Origin of the sequence: Algoriphagus sediminis (assembly GCF_030403435.1) — a bacterium.
GTDB lineage: Bacteria > Bacteroidota > Bacteroidia > Cytophagales > Cyclobacteriaceae > Algoriphagus > Algoriphagus sediminis.
Genome location: NZ_JAUEPH010000005.1, coordinates 381,253 through 406,160, shown reverse-complemented (window position 1 = coordinate 406,160; position 24,908 = coordinate 381,253). Strand labels below are relative to the sequence as shown.

21 protein-coding genes are annotated in these 24,908 nt (G+C 41.3%); 12 read left to right on the top strand and 9 right to left on the bottom strand.

The genetic code is table 11. From position 1 onward, the window contains the following. The first annotated feature begins 4 nt into the window (after positions 1 to 4). From QVH07_RS13475 to QVH07_RS13450, 6 genes are all read left to right on the top strand, one after another. The gene (locus QVH07_RS13475) at positions 5 to 1,075 is read left to right on the top strand and encodes an Ldh family oxidoreductase (protein ID WP_290001178.1); all 1,071 of its coding nucleotides are present in this window, start codon (positions 5 to 7) and stop codon (positions 1,073 to 1,075) included. 67 nt (positions 1,076 to 1,142) lie between these two features. After that, complete coding sequence (locus QVH07_RS13470) at positions 1,143 to 2,540, top strand: high affinity choline transporter 1 (RefSeq protein WP_290001176.1); 1,398 nt, start codon at positions 1,143 to 1,145, stop codon at positions 2,538 to 2,540. Positions 2,541 to 2,647: 107 nt separating this feature from the next. After that, complete coding sequence (locus tag QVH07_RS13465; protein WP_290001174.1) at positions 2,648 to 3,019, top strand: hypothetical protein; 372 nt, start codon at positions 2,648 to 2,650, stop codon at positions 3,017 to 3,019. Positions 3,020 to 3,127: 108 nt separating this feature from the next. After that, on the top strand, positions 3,128 to 5,386 hold the full coding sequence (locus tag QVH07_RS13460; protein ID WP_290001171.1) for a TonB-dependent receptor domain-containing protein: 2,259 nt from the start codon (positions 3,128 to 3,130) through the stop codon (positions 5,384 to 5,386). 285 nt (positions 5,387 to 5,671) lie between these two features. Further along, positions 5,672 to 6,136 carry a hypothetical protein gene (locus tag QVH07_RS13455; protein ID WP_290001168.1) on the top strand — a complete coding sequence of 155 codons (465 nt, stop codon included), beginning with the start codon at positions 5,672 to 5,674 and terminating at the stop codon, positions 6,134 to 6,136. Positions 6,137 to 6,242: 106 nt separating this feature from the next. Beyond that, on the top strand, positions 6,243 to 7,613 hold the full coding sequence (locus QVH07_RS13450; RefSeq protein WP_290001167.1) for a Gfo/Idh/MocA family oxidoreductase: 1,371 nt from the start codon (positions 6,243 to 6,245) through the stop codon (positions 7,611 to 7,613). Here QVH07_RS13450 and truA read toward each other — a convergent pair. Together truA and QVH07_RS13440 are read right to left on the bottom strand one after the other, a co-directional pair. Further along, positions 7,610 to 8,404, bottom strand: a complete 795-nt coding sequence (gene truA / locus QVH07_RS13445) for a tRNA pseudouridine(38-40) synthase TruA (RefSeq protein WP_290001164.1) — start codon at positions 8,402 to 8,404, stop codon at positions 7,610 to 7,612. The genes QVH07_RS13450 and truA overlap by 4 nt on opposite strands. Before the next feature lie 5 nt (positions 8,405 to 8,409). Further along, positions 8,410 to 9,417 carry a glycoside hydrolase family 5 protein gene (locus QVH07_RS13440; RefSeq protein WP_290001161.1) on the bottom strand — a complete coding sequence of 336 codons (1,008 nt, stop codon included), beginning with the start codon at positions 9,415 to 9,417 and terminating at the stop codon, positions 8,410 to 8,412. A gap of 108 nt (positions 9,418 to 9,525) precedes the next feature. On the opposite strand from QVH07_RS13440, the gene QVH07_RS13435 reads away from it, so the two are divergent. The 6 genes from QVH07_RS13435 (at position 9,526) to QVH07_RS13410 (ending at position 17,053) form a co-directional block, all read left to right on the top strand. Beyond that, entirely contained in the window at positions 9,526 to 10,866 is a 1,341-nt protein-coding gene (locus QVH07_RS13435; protein WP_290001159.1) for a sensor histidine kinase, read from the top strand. Positions 10,867 to 10,947: 81 nt separating this feature from the next. Next, positions 10,948 to 12,099: a hypothetical protein gene (locus QVH07_RS13430; protein WP_290001155.1), complete on the top strand. Its 1,152-nt coding sequence runs from the start codon at positions 10,948 to 10,950 to the stop codon at positions 12,097 to 12,099. Continuing rightward, the gene (locus QVH07_RS13425; RefSeq protein WP_290001153.1) at positions 12,065 to 12,925 is read left to right on the top strand and encodes a hypothetical protein; all 861 of its coding nucleotides are present in this window, start codon (positions 12,065 to 12,067) and stop codon (positions 12,923 to 12,925) included. Before QVH07_RS13430 ends, QVH07_RS13425 begins: the two co-directional genes overlap by 35 nt. Further along, positions 12,922 to 14,841, top strand: coding sequence for a glycosyltransferase family 2 protein (locus tag QVH07_RS13420; protein ID WP_290001151.1), 1,920 nt, complete (start codon positions 12,922 to 12,924; stop codon positions 14,839 to 14,841). The genes QVH07_RS13425 and QVH07_RS13420 overlap by 4 nt, the downstream gene beginning before the upstream one ends. After that, positions 14,838 to 16,379 (top strand): hypothetical protein, encoded by a 1,542-nt coding sequence (locus QVH07_RS13415; RefSeq protein ID WP_290001147.1) that lies wholly within the window; start codon positions 14,838 to 14,840, stop codon positions 16,377 to 16,379. Before QVH07_RS13420 ends, QVH07_RS13415 begins: the two co-directional genes overlap by 4 nt. Positions 16,380 to 16,468: 89 nt before the next feature. Beyond that, the gene (locus QVH07_RS13410; protein WP_290001145.1) at positions 16,469 to 17,053 is read left to right on the top strand and encodes a hypothetical protein; all 585 of its coding nucleotides are present in this window, start codon (positions 16,469 to 16,471) and stop codon (positions 17,051 to 17,053) included. 47 nt (positions 17,054 to 17,100) lie between these two features. On the opposite strand, the gene leuB is transcribed toward QVH07_RS13410, so the two are convergent. From leuB to ilvN, 7 genes are all read right to left on the bottom strand, one after another. Next, positions 17,101 to 18,168 (bottom strand): 3-isopropylmalate dehydrogenase, encoded by a 1,068-nt coding sequence (leuB, locus tag QVH07_RS13405; RefSeq protein ID WP_290001143.1) that lies wholly within the window; start codon positions 18,166 to 18,168, stop codon positions 17,101 to 17,103. Next, on the bottom strand, positions 18,137 to 19,723 hold the full coding sequence (locus QVH07_RS13400; RefSeq protein ID WP_290001141.1) for a hydroxymethylglutaryl-CoA lyase-like TIM-barrel protein: 1,587 nt from the start codon (positions 19,721 to 19,723) through the stop codon (positions 18,137 to 18,139). The genes leuB and QVH07_RS13400 overlap by 32 nt, the downstream gene beginning before the upstream one ends. Before the next feature lies 1 nt (position 19,724). Then, positions 19,725 to 20,315, bottom strand: coding sequence for a 3-isopropylmalate dehydratase small subunit (gene leuD, locus QVH07_RS13395; RefSeq protein WP_290001140.1), 591 nt, complete (start codon positions 20,313 to 20,315; stop codon positions 19,725 to 19,727). A gap of 84 nt (positions 20,316 to 20,399) precedes the next feature. Beyond that, positions 20,400 to 21,800 (bottom strand): 3-isopropylmalate dehydratase large subunit, encoded by a 1,401-nt coding sequence (gene leuC, locus QVH07_RS13390; protein WP_290001139.1) that lies wholly within the window; start codon positions 21,798 to 21,800, stop codon positions 20,400 to 20,402. A 4-nt stretch (positions 21,801 to 21,804) separates the two neighbouring features. Beyond that, positions 21,805 to 23,313: a 2-isopropylmalate synthase gene (locus QVH07_RS13385; RefSeq protein ID WP_290001136.1), complete on the bottom strand. Its 1,509-nt coding sequence runs from the start codon at positions 23,311 to 23,313 to the stop codon at positions 21,805 to 21,807. A 12-nt stretch (positions 23,314 to 23,325) separates the two neighbouring features. Further along, positions 23,326 to 24,369 (bottom strand): ketol-acid reductoisomerase, encoded by a 1,044-nt coding sequence (gene ilvC, locus QVH07_RS13380; protein ID WP_290001134.1) that lies wholly within the window; start codon positions 24,367 to 24,369, stop codon positions 23,326 to 23,328. A 37-nt stretch (positions 24,370 to 24,406) separates the two neighbouring features. Continuing rightward, positions 24,407 to 24,907 carry an acetolactate synthase small subunit gene (gene ilvN, locus QVH07_RS13375; protein WP_290001131.1) on the bottom strand — a complete coding sequence of 167 codons (501 nt, stop codon included), beginning with the start codon at positions 24,905 to 24,907 and terminating at the stop codon, positions 24,407 to 24,409. Position 24,908 lies beyond the last annotated feature (1 nt).

Sequence of the window (24,908 nt, the reverse complement as noted above, 5' to 3'; positions counted from 1 at the left end):
TAGTATGAATTATACTTTCGAACAACTCCACAGTTTTACCCTTCGACTTCTTCATAAAATCGGCTGTCCTGAAGATCAAGCCAAAACAGCAGCAGATGTTTTACTTTCAGCTGACCTCAGAGGGGTAGATAGTCATGGTGTGGCTAGGCTCTCTGGCTATGTGAGGCTTTGGGAGAAGGGTAGAATAAACCTAACGCCTGACATAAAAATCGTACATGAAACACCTTCCACAGCGGTGATCGATGGCGATGCCGGACTTGGTCTAATAGTCGCTCCTTATGCGATGGAGGTGGCTATGGCCAAAGCTGAAAAAGTAGGTACAGGATGGGTATCAGTCAAGAATTCAAACCATTACGGTATCGCTGGCTACCATGCGATGATGGCCCTCGAGAAAGATATGATTGGACTTTCCCTGACCAATGCCAGCCCTTTGGTAAGCCCAACATTTTCCAAAGAAAGGCTTCTGGGAACAAATCCGATTTCAGTGGCCATACCTGCGAATCAGGAACCTCCCTTTGTAGCCGATATGGCAACTACCACGGCAGCAAATGGAAAACTGGAAATACTACAGCGGAAGGGAGAAGATGCTCCTGAAGGTTGGATTCAAGATAAATCAGGTAAGCCAACTCAGTCCCCCACAGGAGTAAAGGACGGAGGAGCCTTGCTTCCACTAGGTGGTGACCGCATTCATGGATCGCATAAGGGTTATGCTTTAGGGTCCATTGTGGATATATTCTCAGCTGTATTGTCCGGGGCAAATTACGGGCCTTGGGTTCCTCCATTTGTGGCATTTTTAGACCCTGATCCTAATCCAGTTGGAGAAGGAATCGGCCATTTTTTTGGAGCCATGCGAGTGGATGCTTTCCGTCCAGCTGATGAATTTAAATCCCACATGGACAATTGGATCAAACGATTCAGAGAATCGGAAACTACCCCAGGAAACGAAAAAGTGCTAATCCCAGGAGATCCTGAACGGATTCTTGAAGCTGAAAGGATGGAAAACGGAATCCCTTTACTGGAGCCCGTTGTTCAAGATTTGAAAGAATTGAGTGAGCGGTTTGGGGTAGAATTCTAATCCCAGTTTCTCTAGGACTTTGTATATTCGGCGTTTCTGGGTTGAATTATAACCCCACATCCAGCCTATGGTGAGTCTTTTTATTCCTTTTTTCATTGCAGCTACTTTAGGGATAGGATTCTGGGCGTCTAAAAAAGTAAAGACTTCTGAGGACTTTACATTAGCGGGAAAATCACTTTCTACCGCATTTGTAGGAGTGACACTTTTTGCAACCTGGTTTGGGTCAAACCAAGTGGTAGGTAATCCTGCCGAATTTATACAAAATGGCTTTTCAACTTACGTCGCTCTTACTTTTGGGGAAGGTCTTTGCTTGTTTTTGGTTGCTATTTTTTTTGCAAAGCAATTGTATAAGCATAACTACCGAACCATTGGTGATTTTATAAGGGAACGATTTAATCAGAAATTGGAATTTGCTTTTTCTTTGATCACCATCCTCTCATACCCACATTGGATTGCGGCGCAGCTTGTAGCATTGGGATTTCTATTTCAAAGCGTCCTGAATATCTCACTAGTCTCAGGTATTTTACTCGGAGCTTTATCGGTGGTGGTTTATACCTATGTGGGGGGAATGTGGGCTGTATCCTATACGGATATGGTCCAGAGTGTTTTGATTGTAGTAGGACTGATTTTTTTACTTTTTCCGTTATTGGATCAAGTGGGAGGAATAGAGTCTGCACTGGCTAGTCAGGATGAGAGCTTTTACTCTTTATTTCCTCCACCCGGTCTGGAAAATTTGTCAGATTTCTTGGCGACATTTCTTGCTATCGCTGTGGGTGCCTTACCGGGCCAAGAGATTTATCAACGTGTATTTTCTGCAAAATCAGAAAAAGCAGCGGTAAGAGGCTTGATTCTCAGTTCAGGGTTAATCATTCTGGTGTCTACCATCCCTTATTTGATCGCTATCGCAGCTATCAAGGTTCATCCTGAGCTCGCATTTCTAGAGGATGGACAAAGTCTAATTCCAGAACTGGTAAATAAATTCACTCCAGTACCTCTTCAAATTCTATTTTATGGAGCCTTAATCTCTGCTATCATGAGCACTTCCTCGGGGGCGATGCTAGCCCCTGCCACGGTAATCGGCGAAAATCTCGTTAAACCCTATTTCAAAGGATTATCGGACAAAAATCTTTTGCTTTTCACCCGTCTTAGCATTCTTCTGGTTGCGATTATTTCCTGTGCCATTGCCATTACTCAAAGCAATATTATTGATCTGCTTGTTGCCTCCCTTAGCCTCATGTTTTCGAGCTTGGTGGTTCCCTTTATTTTTGGGGTTCACTGGAAAAGAGCAAATTCCACTGGGGCATGGGCATCCATTCTTGCTGGGGGAGGAACCTGGTTTATTTGCTATTTACTTGAAACCACGATTGATTCTACCCTCTATGGTATTTGCGCCAGTTTATTGGGAATGCTACTAGGAAGTTTTTTTGGAAAAAAGGCCCTAGTGCCGGTTCAGAGAAAAGATTAGAGCCTCTTTTTTAGTTTATGTCAATCACTTTTTAGATTCCAGTAAATCGGATTGATTATCTTTACGGGAGATTTCGGAAGCATTTGAAAAACGCTTTTTCCATATTGATGATTTCGGTATTAATGATGCCTACCTTCCTAAAGGTTGGGATTATTATCGATTTTAAAGTCAACCAAGACTTTATCGCAGAAGTACTCTGTATCAATAAGGAGAAGCCAATGATGAACTGTGATGGCAAATGCTATCTCTCCAAAAAGCTGAAGAAGGCTAAGGAGCAAGAGGAAAAGCAATTACCTGCAGGAATTCAGGATAAGGTAGAAGTAGTTTACTCTCAGTCAGGAAATTACTTTGAATTTTTGCCTCAAATAGCCCCCTTAATTTCAAATCTCATTCCGGCTTATGGAGATGATTTTTCTCCATCTTCTTTCATCGCTGACATTTTTCATCCACCAAAATTGAATTTGATTTCTGAGGCTTAATTGACTTCATGTCAATTAACCGGATAGCACGCCACGATTCCATTCTTGGCATGCTTTCACTTGCCCTGGGCAAAATTTTCCTTAATCAAATCTCAATTAAAATTTAAAATGAGTTTTAAACGTACCTTGACAGTGGTCTTGTACCTACTGTCATATACCCTATTTGCCCAATCTGAGCAAAAAGAAATCAGGTTATTAAATGAAGAAAGTGCTTTACCTATCGAGGGAGCTACTTTCGAATATGGTTTGCAAAATGGTCTTTCAGACAATAATGGTCTGATCCAATTTTCATTTCAGGAGGGAGAAGTCTTGATCCTATCTCATGTCAATTATGGAACCTGGACCCTATCAGGACAAGAGCTTCTTCAAGCCATAAATGCCAAGGTTATTTACCGGAAAGAAATTTCGGTAAATCTCTACCCTGTCACAGTTATAGCCCTCAAACCTCAGGGTTCACAACCAGAAGGCGAACTTAAAATCGATTATCAGGAACGTTTAGAGCATGATGCTGCTAATATTCTGAATCAAACACCGGCTTTTAATAGCATTAGAAAAGGCGGTAACTATGGGTTTGACCCTGTGTTCAGAGGGTTTAAATATGACCAGCTGAATGTGGTGATGAATGGTGCCCAAAGTGCGACAGCCGCATGTCCAAATCGGATGGACCCTCCTACCAGTCAAATGGCTCCAAACATGATGGATCGAATCGAAATTTTAAAGGGTCCACATGCATTAAGATACGGAACAGGCTTAGGAGCTACTATCAATTTTATACCTTCTAAATTGAGATTCAGTAGTACGCCGGAGACCATTGGTCGCGTATCTACAGGTTATGAAAGCAATGGAAATATCTTTAGGGCAGAAGGACAGATAGGCTTTACTGGAGAGAAGTATGATGTGAGCATTTTCTCATCTTGGTCTCAGGGGGATGATTATAAAGCTGGAAACGGAGAAACAGTTCAGGCAGATTTCAGTCGAGGTAGCTTTGGCACCAATGTCGGTGTTAAACTGAACGCTAATCAGCAGCTTCGCCTTTCTGCCACGTACAATCGTGCTAGAGATGCTGATTTCCCTGCCTTGCCAATGGATCTCAGAGAGGACGATACTTGGCTTTTTAACGCCAGACATGATATACAATTCAGGGGAAGAGCGCTTCAAAGTTGGAATACAACCATTTTCGGCTCTTTTGTCAATCACCTGATGGATAACTTGCTGAAGCCTTTGGATCCTCGAATGTTAAATGCAGAAACCTTAGCCACCACTTACAATTATGGAGGTAGAACGGAAGGGGATTGGAACTTTGCTCAAGGCAAATTATATGCAGGTGCTGACTTACGGATAGAAGGCGCCGAAGGTACACGGGTCCGGGAATTCCTGATGGGACCTATGGCTGGGAAAATCTTTGAGGATAACGCCTGGCAAGACGGACGAATCAGTAAAACTGGGCTTTTCTCTGAGTATCACATCAATGGCAACTCATTTGATTACATCATGTCCGGAAGGCTGGAATTTAATACCGCCAATCTAAATGACCCAAGCCAGGAATTTGTTCAAGTGAATCCAGATACCCAGATCACTCAGGTGAACCCAAACCTGAGCCTAGGTATCTTGAAAGAATTCGGAAATAAAATACAAACTGGACTTTGGCTGGCAAGAGCCCAAAGAAGCGGAAGCCTGACCGAGCGATTTATAAACTATTTCCCCGTGGGTCAGGATCCTTATGAAATGCTAGGTAACCCACAGCTTTCACCCGAGGTGAACTATCAATCTGACCTGACTTTTAAGTTGAGGTCGTCAGAAAACTCTTCACTGACTTTGGACATTTATGCTGCTTACTTGCAGGATTACATTTCATCGGTAATCGACCCAGAACTTGATCCTAGGCTACCGATGAGTCCAGGGGTTCGGAGATATGTAAATATTGACGAAGCTTTTAAAACAGGTTTTGAAATTAGCTGGACACAAAAACTATTTGCAGGCTTACAGCAAAACTTGGGGATTGCCTATACTTACGGGCAAGACTTAGAGCGTGATGAGCCCTTGCCGGAAATTGCTCCTTTGGATTTTAGGTATGCTCTTTCTGGAAGCTATTTGAATAACAAGCTGAAGCCAGAATTTGTCTTCCGATGGGTAGCAGAACAGTCGAGAGTTTCGAATGAGTTTGGAGAAACAGTCACCCCCTCATTCGCATTGCTAGATCTGATAATTGGCTACCAAATTTCAAATCAGTTTTCACTTAATGCTGGGGTGAATAACCTATTGGATGAGAATTATTATGAACATCTCAATCGATCGGTGAGAGGCACTGCCGCCCCTATTTTTGCGCCCGGGCGAAATCTATTCCTCAATCTTAATTTTACGTTTTAATGAATAGGGTGAAAGACTTGGTCCTTCACCTTTTTTATTTTTTCCTTTCCAGTCGAATAAAATTTTGAACGCTACTTTCTCCTATACTAGCTACCAAAAAGATTACTTACCCGAACGAGTCTAACCCTATCATCGAAATAAACTCCCAATTTGAGTTGTCCGGATAGGCATTAGAATTTACATTAAAAAAAATTTACCTGATATTCACTCAAGAATCGGTTTGGGTCTTTTGTACAATCAGTGATTCAAACCTGTCCTATGACTTAACACTTTAAACTCATCCCCATGGCCATTACACAATTACAAGATCGGGATTCCTTCAGCACACACCCAAAGCTTTCAAAGGCTTCATCCAATTTCAAGGAGATGATTGTGGCTATTGAGGAAAAAAGTATTCCAGAATCTCAGGAAAAAAGAATCAATGAGATTATTTCTGGAATCAATGATTTTAAAGGACCGGATGATGCATTGGTAAAAACAATAAATGCCGGTAAAAAAGGAATCCTGCAAATTCTTGAAAAAGAGCTCCAGATCGTCCCAGTTGGTTATTATCAAACTTTATGGCTTGCCTTGGGAATGACCATATTTGGAATCCCAATGGGTTTGATTTTTGGAATGGCCTTGGATAATCTTGCCTTTTTAGGAATCGGCCTACCAATAGGAATGACTATTGGAATAGGTATAGGAAATGCCAAAGATGCTGAAGCACTAAAGCAAGGCCGGCAGTTGAAATTTAAGTCAACCTCCTGATTTTCTAGCCTTAGAAAAGGTCATTTTCCCCACTCTTCATTTTGGTGTTTGCTCAAGCGGTGGCTTTTTGTAAATTATAAACAGAATCATCTCAACCCAAAAACCTATGAGCAAAATCAATCGCCGTGATTTTATGAAGGGCTCTGCCGCCCTCACTACTCTAGCTAGCTTTGGCCTATTAGGCATGGACTTCAAAGATAAAGAAGGTCCTATCCGTGTGGCATTAATTGGAACAGGCTGGTATGGCAAATCCGATCTCTTCAGGCTAATTCAAGTAGCTGATGTAGAAGTAGTCGGTTTATGCGATCCTGACAGAAATATGTTGGAAGCAGCTGGAAAGCTTGTATCTGAAAGACAAAAGTCCGGAAAGGTCCCTCCGCTATATGAGTATCATCAGGAGCTACTGGATAAAGAAAAGCCAGAGTTTGTGCTTATCGGATCTCCAGATCATTGGCATGCACTTCAGGCTATTGACTCTCTGAAAGCAGGGGCTCATGTCTATTTGCAGAAGCCTATATCAGTTGACGTAATTGAAGGAGAAGCAATTTTGGCGGCAGCCAGAAAATATGACAGGAAGGTTCAGATCGGTACGCAAAGAAAAAGCACACCGCACCTAATCGATGCAAAAAAAGAAATTATAGACACCGGGAAATTAGGTAAAATTAGCCATGTAGAAATCTGCTGCTATTTCCACATGAGAGCCAATGGCAATCCCCCTGTGGAGCCAGTTCCCGATTTTTTCAACTATGATCTTTGGACTGGGCCTGCCCCTCTCAGACCCTATGATGGACTTCCTCATATACGTTGGTGGAGAACATTCATCGAATACGGAAATGGCATTACCGGAGATATGTGTGTTCACATGCTGGATACAGTTAGGTGGATGCTGAAGCTAGGTTGGCCAACTCAGATTACCTCCACGGGAGGAATATTTGTCCAGAAAGAGGGTAAGTCAAATATTTCTGACACGCAAACCGCTCTTTTCGAATACCCTGAATTAAATGTGGTGTGGCAACATAGAACCTGGGGGAATCCTGTAGATTCTGAATATCCATGGGCATTCAAAATCTTTGGGGACAAAGGTGTGTTAGCTGGAAGTACTCTTCAGGCTGATTTTACCCCTTATGGAGATGATAATGGTGAGCCTGTTCATTACGAGTGTTTTTATGAAAGGGAGAAATATCCTGAGGACTTAACAGAAGACAGAATTGAGCTGAATGCTGCTCCTGCCACTCGATTACACATGAAAGATTGGCTGGCCTCCATAGAAAATGACACCCTTCCTATTGCTGATGTGGAACAAGGACACATTTCTACGGCTTCCTGTATTCTAGCGAATATCTCAATGGACCTAGGTGGTCGTGTGATTAAATATGATCCTAAAACCCGAACGGTCATCGGGGACCCCGAGGCAACCGAACGTCTGAGAAGGCCCTACCGGGATGGATATGAGCATCCGGAGCCTGACAAGGTTTAAGAATCCGGTATATCTACATTAGTTTCCCAAAGAATCAAACCATTTGCAGGAGCAGGTGGGATGGCTTCCCATGTCATATCAGGCTTGTCAAGCCTCTGAGTGATGTCTTTGCTTTCCCAAGACCTGTTCCCCATTCGGACAATGGCCGTAACGATCTTCCTGATTTGTTGATGCAAAAATCCACTTCCCTGCACTTTTAAAACATAAACAGGATTTTCAAAATTAATGCTTTCGATCTTCTGAGTTTTGGAGAGGTCCATTTTAAAAATCTCCCTCACATAGTCAGACTTATTGGGATTAGGTTTACAAAAAGCTTTAAAATTCTTTTCGCCCTTAAAAAGCAAACATGCTTCTTCCATTTTTTGCAAATCCAAGGGGCCCTGAAACCAGGCGACATGAGCCGCTTCCAATGCTTCAAATTGATCTGAATCAGAAAAATAGTATCGATAAGTTTTAGAACTAACAGATTGTATTAGGTTGAACTTAGAGTCAACCTCCCTTTTGGCTTTCACCCGGATATCAGGTGGAAGAAACTCATTTAACCTTTGCGCGAATGCGCCAATCTCAATCTCCTTTTTAAGGAATAATTGGAAAAATCCCTGACGGCAAGAAACACCTGAATCTGTTCGGCTTGATCCTATCAAAGTAAAATCCTCATCATCTAAAACATAATTAATCACTCTCTCCAACTGCCGTTGAACCGTCCGCTGATTCGCTTGAGGAGCCCAGCCCTTATACCTGGAGCCGAAATACGAAATCTCGAATAAGTATGAAACCGGCTTGGATTGCATGGATTTTACTCTTTTGGTGATTTTTCAATTAAATCTTTTACCCCAAAATTCCCTTCCCACTCCCAGACAAATCCAGGAATTCCTTGCTCTTCAAGAATCTTTTTAGTCGCTCTAAGATAATTTTGGCGGGATTCAGTATCCGCGTTTTGGGTGACACCATATTCAGTACACCAAAGCCTCACGCCATTTATTTCTGCCCAGGAAGCAATTTGTCCTAACTTATCCTCAAGGGCGATTTGATTACCTGTTTTTTCATAATCCCGGTAGTTTACCTCTCCGGGAGTCCCTTTGGCTTCAGGATCCAAAGCAGGCATAGCCCCTGCATCAAAAGGAAATGGGATTCCTACGGTACTATTTTGAGAACCCGTCCATGGTGTGCCCTGATGAGTGAATAAGAAAGGTTCGTAGAAGTGAAATGTGTAAATGAGGTTCTCAAAATTCCATGGTTCCATTCGAGAAAGCTCAAACATGCTATTGAAATTTGTAGCCCCTATGATAAGCGGAATATCCTCACGAATGCCCTGGAGCCTGGGCACGAAAAGTTTTACTGCACTATACCAGGTATCAGGATTAAGATCCGGTTCATTCGCTACTTCTATGTAAAGTTTTCCCGGATTTTTGGGGACTAACTTCAAAACCTCCTCCCAATTTTCAATTAGCATCTCAAATTTTGGTTCAAAGCTACTTTCAGAAAGCTCATGTCCGAAATTTGCCAAAACAAGATGCATATCCAGTTTACGTGCGGCTTTGATTACCCTGTTCAATTCGGATTTCGTTCGCGGATCATCCAATAAATAGCTCAAAGCCAAAGGTATCCTTACTGCATTGTATCCGGAAGCTTTGACTTCTTCCAATTTTTGAATAATCAGCCTGGAGGACAAACTGGGAGTTTCCCATACCTTTTCAGCACCTGTTAGATTGATCCCTTTAAGCATAATCTGTCCAAAACTGGGCATAATACCAAAAAACACTGGTGCCAATGTCATTAACAGTATCAGTATTCGTATTTTCATCCTGTTTTCTTAGGAGGCAGTATTTCTATTCCCATTAATTATGTAATATCAATTTGTGGTCAGGAAGAAATATTTTGACTACCTAACCAAATATACCGGAACTTACCCATGTCTGATTCTACTAACGAAAATTCTATGGATATCTCTTCTTCCTTAAAAAAGAAATACTGGGATATTTCCAATTACATTTATTGGAGTTTGATAAGTTTTACCCTTGGATTATTTGTGGTTGAGTTTTTTCTGGCTAAAGATATTTATCTCGACACACTTCTTTACAAGGCCGGAATACTCTTGATAGGTTTCTTGGGATATGGACTATTCAGGCGAAAAGTAGCCATTCCAAATCTGATGATTTTGGTAATGACCACTCTTTTTCTCGGGTATTGCTTTTACATGGTTTACGAAACCTCAGGCTATTTGAAAACCTTTTATTTTATCCTTGCTACATTAACTGTAGGAGGGATTAATTATTTAGTGGTATGGAAAAGTGGCTTCAGCATAAGTCTGGTTTTAATTTCCATTTTGTTATTTCTTGGTATCTCTGCTCTAAATGACTGGAATTCCTTTTTTGACCTTTTCCCACAAGGTGGGTATGTATTCTTTTTTGTTTTGATACTCACCTCCTTCATTCCAGATGCACGACAGAAAAACTATGCCTTAGGCCTTGAAAGGGATGCTAAAAAAGATGAAATTTTAAGGAGTCAGGCGACCAAATTAAGGGAACTGGAAGTCAAATACGCAGAAACTCTAGAGATTAGGAAAATCGAAAATCAAAAAGAAAAAATTCTCCGCCATGACCTCAAAAATAAAGTGAATAACATAACTGGACTCACTCAAATCATTGCTGATGCTGAAGACGATGCAGAATATCAGACCTACCTGCAGCTTTTGAAGGATGTGAGTACAGATCTGCTTAAGTTTTCAGATAATGTTTTCACCAGAGGGGACAGCCAAAATTATGAGCTGAATATCTCTCCAAGTGAGGTGAATTTACAAGCCGCTATTTCAAAAATTCAGAAAGAGTTTTTACCCAAACTGGAAGAAAAAGGCCAGGAAATCATCTGGAATGGTCCTGAAGATCGCCAGTCTATTTGGGCTGACACATTGATTTTCAACAACATCCTGACCAACCTGTTCAATTACCTTATTCTTTGGTCAAAACCGGGAGCTAAAATTGAAATTTCAACAGTAACTACGAAAACCCAGCTTCGAATTCTCATCACTGCTCCCTCTGCAGAAATCTCAGCCGATGAATTAAACCATATTTTCAAACCACTGGACTCATTTCAATTTACTTCAAGCTTTTCTGCTCCCCAAGGTATGGGACTTCAGATCGCTAAAAGTATGACAGAGCAAATGGGAGGGTACTTTAAATATCAAACCGAAATTAATAAGGGGGTGATATTTAAACTGGAATTCCATCAAACCGCCCAAAATCAACCAAGCTAAACTATGGGGATCAAATCTTTAAAGGTTAGCGCTCTGGTGATTTTTACTTGTTTTATCTCTTGGGCCGGATTGAGTCAAAATATGGTATCAGATTTTTTCGATGACCCTGAGAATTATGCGCCATCCACTATTCCTTATGAATTCGATTGGAAAAAAACCTATTCATTTGCTGAATTGGGCTTTTCTGATTTTGTCTTCAACTCTTCTACTTCCAAGATTAACTCTACACTTCCTGTCTATCTCACGAAAGGAAAATTCAAAAGCTGGGACGTGGAGCTAAAAATTCAGGCAAAAAATCTCGGAAACGAAAAAGTCTTTCTTCACTTTTATTTGAATAATAACCTCATCAGGTCTTTTCAAATTGGAACGGAGGATGTGTCAGAGTACTCCTTTAGTATTCCACCCATGCCTCTTTCTGTGGGATCATATATCACCATAGAATGGACAAACCCCAATGGAAATGCCCTTCCAAAAGGAGCTGAAATTCTTGTCGATAAAATGCAAAGCTTTATCTCTCCAATCTTCAGAGATGAGTTTCCTTCACTTTTCTCTTCCTTTCCGAAGAATATGGAAGCGAAACCAATCCAGATCCTCGTTGACTATGAATTAAGCGAGGAAGAACAGGAGGCTTTAGATGAATTAGTTTTGATTTTGAATAAAAGACCTCGGAATGATTACAGGTTTTATTTCCCTGAGATATTTAGAATAGATGGACCTGATGATCTTATTTCCAGGGATGTCCACATGATTTTGGTTACCCAAAGCCCAGTTAAGTACAGCGAGACTTTCAAAAATGAAAGTTTATTTAAATACGGTTTGGACGGTCTAAATTATAAATCAGACGAACTGGACAAGTTTTTTGAAAAGCATAAAAACACTCCTTTGACGAGCATGGAGCTTTTTGAATTTCAGGGAAATAGAATACTTTTTATCGCAAACAATCCTTTCGCTGTTTCATCGATGAAAGAGGCTATTGATGGAATGGAAGATGAATTTATTTCAAACACGGGAAATCTAATCCTAGCCGATGCCAGACACTACTACTTCTTTGACATTCGCCAGAAAGAATTGGTCGCGCAAGACCAGATGAAAAGATCAGCTTTTGAAAATTTCTGGGTGAATTACCGAGTTTATATCACTCTTATTCTAGTGATCCTGCTTTGGCTTTTACTCAGATATATTTATATCAAATCACAAAATGCAAAGAAATCAATCGAAGATGCGAGGAGGTAATCGGCTTTGGCTTGTAATTATACTTTTGGTCGGATTCTACTCCGAAAGCTGGGGACAAAACCCCTGGCAACAGGATCGTGGGGAGGCCTTGATCTCTCCTTTTGTGAGCCGATATAAAGCTGACTTCTACAGAGATAAGTCTGGAGAGAAAATTCCATTTGAAAATAATGGAACTTTTCAAAACGTGAATCCGAGGCTCTATTTCAGCTTTCCCGTGAAGGGTTATAAAATCAACCTTTTTGGCACTGTACCCTGGTTTTCGAACCAATATGAAGACTCCAATGAAAATCAGCAAAATCAAGATTTTGGGGACATAGAATTAGGGCTGAGATTCCACCTTAAGCAATATGAGAGAAGCTATCTTTTGGCCTCTGTGACGACCTTTATTCCGGCATATAAAAACAATCAACTGCCGTATGCAGGATTTGATCGTTTAGGTATGGAGGCAAGGGTCATGCTCTACGGAAACGCTGCCTGGATCGGAGACACCAATAACTTTCATAAGGTGGAAGCAGGGTTGCGTTATTTCTTCCCAGACGATCCATTCCAGTTGCGGATTTATGCCTCAGAAGGCTACAGATTTGCACAGCGTCTTGTGATTTTAGGAGAGCTCGATTGCATTTTTTCGGAGAGTGGCAATTCAGACTTTTTCGAGGACAACCTACAGTTGGTTTCAGATTTCGGGATGGTCAAAGCCGCGGTAAACCTAGGGTATGAGTTCACTCCTGAACTCGCTCTTTATGGTGGACTTTTTCATGACATTTATAATAAAAACTCAGGTATCGGAAGAGGGTTTCAGGTGTTTTCGGTAATAAAATTCAAATGATGGAGCAGAAGGAATTTTATAGAAAATCTCTTTTTCAGGAATCAGCAGGACTTTCGAAGAGCTCTATTGAGAAAATCGAAAGATTAGAAAAGAGGCTGGGAAAAAGCTTTCTTTGTGTCGCTCTGAATTATGGTTTTCTCAGCAGAAAGCGTTGGAAAGAGTCTATCCTTAAGGCTGAAATAGAGTTGTTTTCCTTTGACTATTCCAGTCTACAGCCCATTTCTAAAGCTCAGGTCGTCCGAGATAATCTACCCGAATTTTTGAATTCGTTGATCTTCCCGCTTATACAGGATGAGGGAAGTCTAGAGGTAGTTTTATCTGACCCTTCAGATGCTATTAATATCAACAAAATCGAGAAATTACTCGGCCAGCAAATCACCAAAATCCATGTAGCTGAGGATTTGGATGTTCTAAAGGCACTTCATATCACTTATGGCTTAGACTATCTGGACCAGGCGGTTTTCAGAATTTATGACAATGATAGGGAGAGTTGCGCCATCGAAACCTTCACTAAGAAGCAACTGATAGCAATTGGAATCCTCATTGGCTTGGGGATTTTATCCTTTTTCTTTTTCCCAGTCGGGACATCCATAACCATTAACTTGATTTTGAACTTCCTGCTGTTTTGCGCCATCGGTTTCAAGTTTCTTTTGACACTTTATGGGTCAAGGATGGAAACAGCTCAGAAAATCACCAAATCTGAATTAAGCAAGGTTACTGATGAGGAATTGCCTTTTTATACCATTCTTCTCCCGGTTTTCCGAGAATCAGAAGTGATTCATAAGCTGGTCTGGAACCTTAAAAACATTGATTATCCCCTTGAGAAACTTGACGTCAAACTCCTTATAGAGTCTGATGATACCATGACCTATGAGGCTGTCAAAAACATGAATTTCCCCTGCATTTTTGAGCCTGTTGTGGTCCCATTTGCCATGCCAAAAACGAAGCCTAAGGCTTGTAATTATGGTCTTTATTTTAGCAAAGGAAAATACCTTACCATTTATGACGCTGAGGATATACCGGACAGCAAACAATTGAAACTGGTTTATTCCCTGTTTAAAAAATTATCGGATGAATACGTGGTGGTTCAATGTGCCCTTAATTACTTCAATAAAAAGGAAAACCTACTCACTCGGCTCTTTACTCTGGAGTATTCATATTGGTTTGATTACATGCTTCCGGGATTGGATAGTTTGAATGTTCCCATTCCCCTTGGCGGCACGAGTAATCATTTCCGATTTGACAGGCTGATGGAGTTAGGCGGATGGGATGGCTTTAATGTGACCGAAGATGCAGATCTTGGTTTAAGAGCTTACGCAAAGTCTTATAAAGTTACCGTTCTGGATTCTACCACTCTTGAAGAAGCAAATAATGATTTCATAAACTGGATACGTCAGCGCTCACGCTGGATCAAAGGATACATGCAGACTTTTCTAGTTCATATGAGACACCCTATTAAGCTTTATAGAAAAGTGGGTTTAAAGGGTTTTTTCGCGTTTCAGTTCTTCATCGGGGGTACATTTTTCACCTTCCTGGTCTACCCCGTTCTGTTGCTCTTCCTTCTTTTCATTCTTTTCCTCCACACAGGATTACTTGACTCAATGGTATTTTGGAATGACCACAATGTAAGTGATTCATTACTTGAATATATTGAAGTATTTTTTCCAAACTGGCTTGTGGTTATTGCCATATTCAACTTTGTCATCGGGAATTTGATGATGATATATGTAAACATGATGGCAGTTTTTAGACGTAGGTCCTATACCCTAATTTTATATGCTTTGATTAACCCGTTTTACTGGTTGATGCATTCTATCTCCGCATATAAAGGTCTGATCCAATTAGTCACCAAGCCATTTTACTGGGAAAAGACGAATCATGGTTTGACTAAATCAAGTAAAACTTCCGTGGGATGAAAAGAAGTCTTTTACCCCATATTGGAATAGGTTTAGGATTGGCAATAGTTTATCTCACGGCGAGTTATTTCTTGAAAGAGAACGGGTACTATCACCTTGAGGCTTACTTTATCCAATACAAAATAGACCAACTCTTTCGATTTGATATTAGCTTTTACCGTACCTTTTATTTCACAGAGCCAGCTTTACTATTTTTAGGAAGTCTGTTGTTAAGTTGGATTCCGGTTTTCCAAAGCACCTTTATGCTGAATGCATTGGTGATAGGGGGATTGATTACCTTCATTTATCACAAATCGAAAGAAAAGCAATCCAATTCTTGGTGGTTATTGATTTACCTCTTACTCAGTCCTGTGGTTTGGTTTGCTGCAACTAGTGGTGGAAGCTTTGCCCTATACCTCACATTCTATTTCTTCTTCTTCTGGTTGATTCTGGGATATATCCGGGAGTATTCCGTTTTTCACCTTGCCTCATTAAGCATCCTTTTGGGAGTGTTTTTGCTTTTGGATCGAAGCCTTCTAAAGCTGCTCATTTTACTTATCCCTATCTTCTTTTTTATTTCCTTTTATAAAGCCAAAGGCATTAGGGGTAACTTCTACTCCAAGGCATCAGTTATTTTCAGTAACGATTCCCAACGAAGAAAATTCTTCACAGGATTCTTTTCATCCATTCTTTTGGTTGCTTTTATCCCTTTGACAGGATTTGGCATTTATCATTTGATAAATAAAGTATTCGGAGGAGGAGTTTTTTATTATCAAACTAGTCTGGCAGATTTTTGGAATAGCTACAGCGGTAAATCTCTTCTTGAACTTTCTGATTCCTTAGACTGGACATTTATATCCGAAGGAAATCTGTTTTTTCTCTTCCTAACCATATGTGTAGGCACAGCATTATTGAATCTATTTCTCTGGAAGGGGAAAAGTACTTCACTTCCGATTCTAGCTTTTTTGGCCTTAGGATATGTAATATCCGAAGTGGCAGATAATAAAATTCTAAACCTGAATCTTCAACTCCTTGGAATGCTTTCCGGAGCTGGTTTAGCTGGCTTGGTTTACCGCCCTGTAAAGAATTTAACTGTCCCTCGGAAGATTCTTCGTACTCTGATACTTGTGCTGATTATTGCTTTGGAGCTGGTGTATTTTCACTTTTCTGTGTTTTCTCATGAGGCAAGGTTTATTCAAACCATTTTCCAAACGGAGCAATCATCAGAGGAATTAAAAAGTATACAAAACGTACAAAATTTCTTTAATGGAAAACATGGAGCCCGTATTCTGGCAGATGACGCAATATTCTTCCCTCAGTTAAGTAATTTACCAGAGTCTGCTCTATGGGTCGGGCATTTCAGCCCAGATTTTCAACATGGATTACAGGAACCAGATCTTTATGCAGATTATCTAATCATTACTCCTGAAAATCATCCGCTTCATTTAAATGATATCGTTGCGGCAGCGCTGGACCGACTTGCTTACCATGGAATTACTCTACGGACCAAGGTTGTTTATTCAGATGATTTGACCATTATTCTTGAACTGCTTGATTAGCAGGGATTCTCAAAGGTAATAATTGTGCATCCTGATGATTTCATTTCCTACCAAGTCTTGGTATCTTTCAGTAAGAAAACCCAAAACTTATGAGATACCTATTCACTTCCGCATTATTATTTATTTCGATTTTTAGCTTTTCGCAAAACATTCCTTCCAAGGATGTTCAGATTAAAACAGCTATCCTTGCGGCTCCAGAAGCCCAGAGAGCAGAAGCCAAAGTTTATGGCTATTCTTCTTCAGGTGATTTCATTACCCTTCGGGAAGGAACTAATGAAGTCATTTGCATCGCAGATGAGCCAGGAAATAGTGGCTTCAGCGTGGCTTGCTATCACATAAGTGCAGAGCCTTTTATGGCAAGAGGTAGAGAACTGAAAAAAGAAGGAAAAGGCTTTCAGGAGGTTTTTGACACCAGAGAGGCAGAGGCAAAAGCAGGAACTCTGAAACTTCCTGATAGTGGATCATTACTTAATGTAATGACTGCAAAGCTGGAAGATGTAAACTGGACCACCAGAGAGGTGGCAAATTCCTACACACGGTCCGTAGTCTATATTCCTTGGGCCACTTCGGAAAGCACGGGGCTCCCCACAGGACCCGCTGGCCCTGGTCTTCCTTGGATTATGGATCCGGGAACACACCGGGCACATATTATGATAAATCCGGCTAAGGATTAATAAAAAGCCCTTCAGAAGTGTCTGAAGGGCTTTTTATTTCATTTGTATCAACTCAAAATTCTTTCAGCAAGCCAGTCACCCACTTCGGAAGTTTTATAAGCTTTGCCTCCATCAGCAATATCCTCGGTGACGATTCCTTCAGCAAGAGATTCATTTACCACCTTGGAGATCAATTCGGCCTCTGCTTTAAGATCAAACGCATAATCGAACATCATGGCAGCGGATAATACCGTAGCTAGCGGATTGGCAATATCTTTTCCACCTGCCTGAGGATAGGAACCATGAATGGGTTCAAATAATTTGACAGCTGAACCAAGTGATGCGGAAGGCATTAAACCCATGGAGCCTGAAATCACAGAAGCTTCATCAGTCAGAATATCCCCAAAAAGATTTTCCGTGATCAAGACATCATAAGCTTTTGGCCACTGAATCAGCCTCATCGCTACGGCATCTACAAATTCGTATTCTACCTTGACATCCGGATACTCTGGAGCTAGCTCCTGAACAGTTTCTCTCCAGAGTCTGGAGGTTGCCAAAACATTGGCCTTGTCTACGCAGGTAAGCAACTTTCTTCTTTTTTGTGCAGCTTCAAATCCCATTCTGGAGAGTCTGGTAATTTCTTCTTTGCTGTACACATTGGTATCAAAAGCTTTAGTCCCTTGCTCATTTCTTCCCCTGGGCTCCCCAAAATATACGCCTCCCGTCAGTTCACGAAAAAATACGAAATCGACGCCCTCTACTCGTTCAAGCTTCAAAGGAGATTTATGGATCAGTGATGGAAAGGTAAATGTAGGTCGTACATTAGCGAAAAGCCCCAGTTTTTTTCTCATTCGAAGAAGTCCCTCTTCAGGTCGAACCTTCGCTTTCGGGTCATTGTCATATTTGGGATCACCTATTGCCCCAAATAATATGGCATCAGAATTTGCGGCTACTTCGTGAGTAGCATCAGGATAAGGATCTCCAGTGGCATCAATAGCAGCTGCTCCTACCAGAGCCTCCTTAAATGAAATTTGATGTCCAAATTTCTTACCAATGGCATTTACCACTTTGACGGCTTGGTTTATTACTTCAGGTCCTATGCCGTCACCCGGCAGTAGCGCGATATTCATTTCCATGTATATTGGATTCGTTTTGTTCTTTTTTGTCTGTAAAAGACTGGATTATATTTAGCATTTTTTCAGTGGCCATCATGGCAGCTACTGTTTGGTCGGGATCCAATCCTTTGGTTTTAAAAATTTTTCCATAATCCCAGGTCACCACCGTTTCAACCAGGGCATCGGTTTTACCTCCAGGAGGAATGGAAACATGATAATCAATTAATTTTGGGAGTTTCTGATTCCGCAATTCATAAATCTTTCTAAGGGCTTTCATGAAAGAATCATACTGACCATCCCCTGTAGCATGTGCATCAAATGACTCTCCGTTAATATTTAGTCGAAGCTGGATAGATGGCTTGAGTCCATGCGAGTGGGTCATATGATACCCTTCAATAAAAATGTTCTTCTCGATCGAGAAATTTTGAAGCACATCGGAGATTATATAAGGTAAATCCTCTGTGGTTACTCTTTCTTTTTTATCGCCCAGTTCGATAATTCTCTGAGTCACTTTAGCCAGCTCCTCCTTCTCCAGAGAAATGCCTAATTCTTGCAAATTCTTTAGAATATTTGCCTTCCCCGAGGTTTTACCAAGGGCATATTTTCTTTTTCTCCCGAATCGCTCTGGCAGTAGATCATTGAAATAAAGATTCTTTTTATTATCTCCATCAGCGTGTATTCCTGCAGTCTGTGTAAACACATTTTCACCTACCACTGGCTTATTGGAGGGGATATGTTGTCCGGAAAACTGTTCTACCAGCTTAGAAACCCGATAAATCTTTTCCTCATCTACATTGATCTTAATATCTGTAAAATCCTCAATTACAGCGATAACTGATTCTAAGGGAGCATTTCCGGCCCTTTCTCCAAGGCCATTCACCGTGGTGTGAATACCTGAAGCTCCATGCAAAACGGCTTCCATCACATTTGCAATGGAAAGATCGTAATCATTATGAGCATGAAAATCGAAATGAACTTCAGGAAACTTGCCAACAATCAAGTCGAAATACTCATGAACTTCGTCCGGAGAAAGAAGCCCAAGAGTATCCGGAAGCATTATTCTTTTTATTGGAAGAGACGAGAGAAATTGAATTAATTCCAGGGTATATTCCTTAGAATTCCTCATCCCGTTTGACCAGTCTTCTAAGTAGACATTTACATCAACACCTTTCTGCTGAGCATATTCAATGCTTTCAGCAATATCGTTAAAGTGCTCCTGTTTCGTCTTCTTTAGCTGATGGGTAAGATGATTCAATGAACCTTTGGTCAGTAAATTCATGACTCTGGCACCCGCATTTAAAATCCAATCTACTGAAGAAGGAGTATCCACGAATCCCAGGACTTCCACCCGGTCTAAATATCCTTTTTCACCAGCCCATTGTGTAATTTTCTGAACCCCAGCTAACTCTCCGTCAGAAACTCTGGCCGAGGCAACCTCAATGCGATCCACCTTCAATTCCTCAAGCAGAAGCTTGGCGATTTGAAGTTTCTCTAAAGGTAAAAATGAAACCCCGGATGTTTGTTCACCATCCCTTAAGGTGGTGTCCATGATCTCTATGGTCTGGCGAAGAGACATTTTAACGTGTTTTTTCGAAGGCTTCTATTTCATCAGAAATATTCAGAAGGTAGTCGATATCATCGAACCCATTCTGCATGTTTTGCTTCTTGTATTCGTTGATTTCGAAGGACTCTGATTCGGCGGTGGAAACCAGAGTAATGGTTTGGGATGGCAAATCCACTTTAATTTCAACCTTGGGGTCAGCTTCAATTGCCTCAAATAACTTATCAATAAATTCTGGACTGACCGTAACAGGTAGCACTCCGATATTTAGGCAGTTATTCTTAAATATATCTGCAAAAAAACTTGAAACCACACATCTAAACCCGTAATCATATATTGCCCAAACGGCATGTTCACGGGATGATCCTGAACCAAAATTCTTTCCGGCAACCAATATCTTTCCTGAATAAGTATCATCATTCAGAACAAAATCTTTCTTGGGATTTCCTTCTGTATCATATCTCCAATCTCTGAAAAGATTGTCTCCAAACCCTTCACGTTCTGTTGCCTTTAAGAATCGTGCGGGGATGATCTGGTCCGTGTCCACATTTTCTGCTGGAAGCGGAACTGCAGTATCCTGAAGGGTGGTGAATTTATCGTAAGCCATTTTAAATCAATTTTTTATGCATTTGAAATTGTCCTTTTGGGAAATCAAGCCAATTTTAGCCTTCGCCTTTCAGCCTCCGAAGGTCTAGAAGACCTCTCTTGGGTCAGTGATTTCGCCTGTAACTGCCACTGCTGCTACGGTCAGTGGAGACGCCAACATAGTCCTTGCACCTGGTCCCTGTCGCCCTTCAAAATTTCGATTTGAAGTAGAAACAGCGTATTTCCCAGCTGGGATTTTATCATCATTCATAGCAAGGCAAGCCGAACAACCTGGTTGCCGAAGTTTAAATCCGGCATCTTCAAGAATTTGAACCAATCCTTCCTCATGTGCAAGTTTTTCAACCTCCCGGGAACCAGGTACAATCCAGGCAGTAATGTTATCTGCCTTTTTCTTTCCTTTAACAAATTGGGCTACTGATCTGATATCTTCAATTCGCCCATTGGTACAGGAACCTACGAAAACAAAATCCACTTTCTTCCCTAACACCGGCTCACCTGGATTGAACCCCATATATTCTAAGGACTTCAGATAGGATTTTTTATTTGAGCCTTCCATTCCATCCGTAGTTGGAATCCGATCTTTTACCTTGATGCCCATTCCCGGATTTGTACCGTATGTAATCATTGGCTCAATATCCTCTGCATCAAAATGATATTCCTTGTCAAACTCAGCTCCTTCATCCGTTTTAAGTTCTTGCCATTTTGCAACGGCAGATTCCCAGTCTGCTCCTTTCGGGGCGTATTGTTTGCCTTTGAGGTAATCGAAAGTAGTCTGATCCGGTGCAATCAATCCACCTCTTGCTCCCATCTCAATCGACATGTTGCAAATGGTCATTCGAGCCTCCATGGATAAACTTCGGATAGCTGAACCCGCATACTCAACAAAGTATCCCGTGGCACCCGCTGCAGAAATCTTTGAGATAATGTAAAGAATAATATCCTTGGATGTCACTCCTTTTGAAAGCTTACCCTCCACAGATATCCGCATTTTCTTTGGCTTAGACTGCATAATGCACTGGGTAGCCAAAACCATTTCTACTTCAGAGGTACCTATACCAAAAGCAATAGCTCCAAAAGCTCCATGGGTAGAAGTATGGCTATCACCACAGACAATGGTCATTCCGGGTTGAGTCACTCCTAGCTCAGGACCGATGACATGGACAATCCCATGATGAGCAGAACCCAAATCATGGAGCTCAATCCCATACTTGTCACAGTTGTTTCTAAGCTTTTCTACTTGCATCCGCGAAAGCTTATCCTTTATGGTTTGATCCTGATCTATAGTAGGAACATTGTGATCGGGAGTGGCAATAGTTCTTTCAGGATACTTCACTCCTATCCCTCTTTTTTCAAGGTTCAAAAATGCCACAGGTGAAGTTACCTCATGGATAAAATGCTTGTCAATAAAGAAAACATCAGGTCCGGAGGGTACAGATCTCACCACATGTGAATCCCATACCTTATCAAATAGCGTTGTCTTTTCCATAGTTTTAAGTAGTAGCGTATTCTTTTACCGGGATTTTATTCAATGCATCCACAAATGCCATTGCAGAAGCCAATACAATGTCTGAATTTGATGAGAAGCCAAAGTATGGAACATCATTTTTGATCACTTTCATGTGGACTTTTGCCACATCATCACTTCCTGCCGTCATGGCTTGAATCAGAAATTCTTCTAACTCAACCTGAGGCTCAACTATTTTTTCGATTGCTTTCAAAACAGCATCAACAGGCCCATTTCCCTCTGCCGTTTCTGAATATTCTTTCTCCCCAACTTTTAGCTTAACCTGGGATGTTATGTTTCCATTAGATGAATATCCAACAGAGATCAGCTCAACGAAATTTGAATCTGAAACATACTTTCCAACCAAACTCATCAGATCCTTTCTACCAATGTCTCTTTTCTTGTCGGCTAAAAGCAGGAATTGCTCATATACTTCTCTCAATTCTTCTCCTTCCAGTTCCACTCCAAGGGCATCCAAATGGTGTTTTAAGGCGGCTCGACCCGAACGCGCAGTAAGTACAATAGAAGACTCAGCGACACCCACATCCTTGGGATCCATGATCTCATAGTTTTCTCTATGCTTCAATACTCCATCCTGATGGATTCCAGAAGAGTGTGCAAAAGCATTTCTTCCAACAATCGCCTTATTCGGCTGTACAGGCATATTCATCAGCTTAGATACCAATCTGCTCGTACCATAGATTTTCGGAGTATCAATGGATGTTTCCACCGGAATGGATCCATGACATTTGATCGCCATGACCACTTCTTCCATTGAGGTATTTCCAGCTCGCTCACCTATACCATTGATGGTAACTTCCACTTGTCGCGCTCCTGCCTGAACACCCGCAATGGTATTTGCTGTTGCCATGCCTAGGTCATTATGACAATGGGTAGAAATTATAGCCTTATCGATATTTGGAACTCGATTCTTTAGCATGGATATGAAGCCACCATACTGCTCTGGGAGGCAATACCCGGTAGTGTCTGGAATATTTACCACAGTAGCTCCTGCTTTTATCACTTCTTCAATGATTTTGGCTAAGAAGTCATGCTCTGCACGTCCAGCATCTTCAGCATAGAATTCCACATCATCTACAAAGTTCCTGGCAAGCTTCACAGCAGCTACCCCTCTCCTGATAATTTCATCAGGATCACTTCTGAGCTTATACTTGATATGCTCAGGAGAAACGCCAATTCCCGTATGAATTCTACCTTTCTTGGCATACTTGAGTGAATCAGCTGCTACTTCTATATCCTTCTGAACGGCTCTAGAAAGCGCACAAATAATCGGGTTTGAAACGGCTTTAGAGATTTCTTCTACAGATTTGAAATCCCCTGGACTTGAAATAGGAAATCCTGCTTCGATTATGTCTACCCCCAGATCTTCCAGCGCTTTTGCTACAATTATTTTTTCCTGGGTATTCAGCTGACAACCCGGAACCTGCTCACCATCTCTTAATGTTGTGTCAAAAATCCAAAGCTTATCACTCATCGGTTTTGGGGTTTAATTATTTTCTGGTCTCAATTGACGGACGACAGCGCCGGCCTGCCACATTTCTGATTCTCTTAATTCTTTTAACTCTTCCTCCAATTTCTCACGGTAATCAGACTTCGAGTTGGAGTCAATTGACTTTTGGGCTTCTTTCCCGGATTTCACGGATTCATACAACTTCTCAAAAACTGGCTTTGAAGCATCTCTAAATGGCTTCCACCAGTCTAGCGCTCCTCGCTGTGCGGTAGTAGAGCAATTTGCATACATCCAGTCCATTCCGTTTTCTGCTACCAAAGGCATTAAGCTTTGCGTTAGCTCTTCCACGGTTTCATTAAATGCCTCGGAAGGCGTATGGCCATTCTCTCTAAGGACTTCATATTGAGCTGCGAAAATTCCCTGGATGGCGCCCATCAAAGTTCCGCGTTCACCTGTAAGGTCTGAGGTCACTTCACGATAGAAATCTGTCTCAAACAAATAGCCTGAGCCTACTCCGATTCCCAATGCGATTACTCGATCCTTTGCTTTTCCTGTCCCATCTTGGAAAATGGCGTATGAAGAATTCAGGCCTCTACCTTCCACAAACATTCTACGAAGTGAGGTCCCCGATCCCTTTGGTGCCACAAGAATCACATCCACATCTGGAGGCGGAATGATCCCGGTCTTTTCTTTGTATGTGATACCAAATCCATGAGAAAAATAAAGCGCTTTTCCCGGTGTTAAGTGTTTTTTCACCAAAGGCCAAAGAGCAATCTGACCTGCATCAGAAAGCAAGTATTGTAGAATGGTACCCCTTTCGCAAGCTTCTTCCAGTTCGAATAGAGTTTCTCCTGGTACCCAACCATCAGCGATGGCCTTATCCCAGGTTTTGGAGCCTTTTCTTTGACCCACGATGACATTGAAACCATTGTCCTTCAGATTTAATGCCTGACCAGGACCCTGAACTCCATATCCTAAAACTGCGATTACCTCATCTTTAAGAACCTCCCGTGCTTTTTCAAGTGGAAATTCGTCGCGAGTGATTACATTCTCTTCTACTGAGCCAAATTTTAATTTCATCTTTTCTGTTGATTAAATAGGTCTTTTCTATTAGTACTTAGGTTAATATATTTTCTAGTGTCAGCATCCTCCTTGCCACTGCCACTCTGCCCGACCGGGCAAATTCCAGTAAGCCATAGCCTTTAAGGATTTCTAGTAATTCTTGGGTTTGTTCTTTATGGCCAGAAAGCTCTAGTACCACAAATTCGGGTTGGGCAGCAATGATTTTGGCATGGTGCTGTCTGATTATTTTTTCCAATCCTGCATCCAGTTTTGCCACCGGAATCTTGTATAGTGCAATCTCCTGATAAACTACGCTTTCATCTTCATGATAAAAGGCATTGATCACGTCCACGATCTTCTCAATCTGCTTCGTCAAATGAATAACCATGTCCTCCGTAGTCGTGACCTCAATAGTAATCCTGTGAATTCCATTCACACTACTTTCAGATGCAGTCAGCGCATCGATATTCACGCCTCTTCGTGTAAATATGATCGTTATACGATTGAGAATTCCGATGAAATTCTCTGAAATGACAAATATGGTATACCGTTTCATG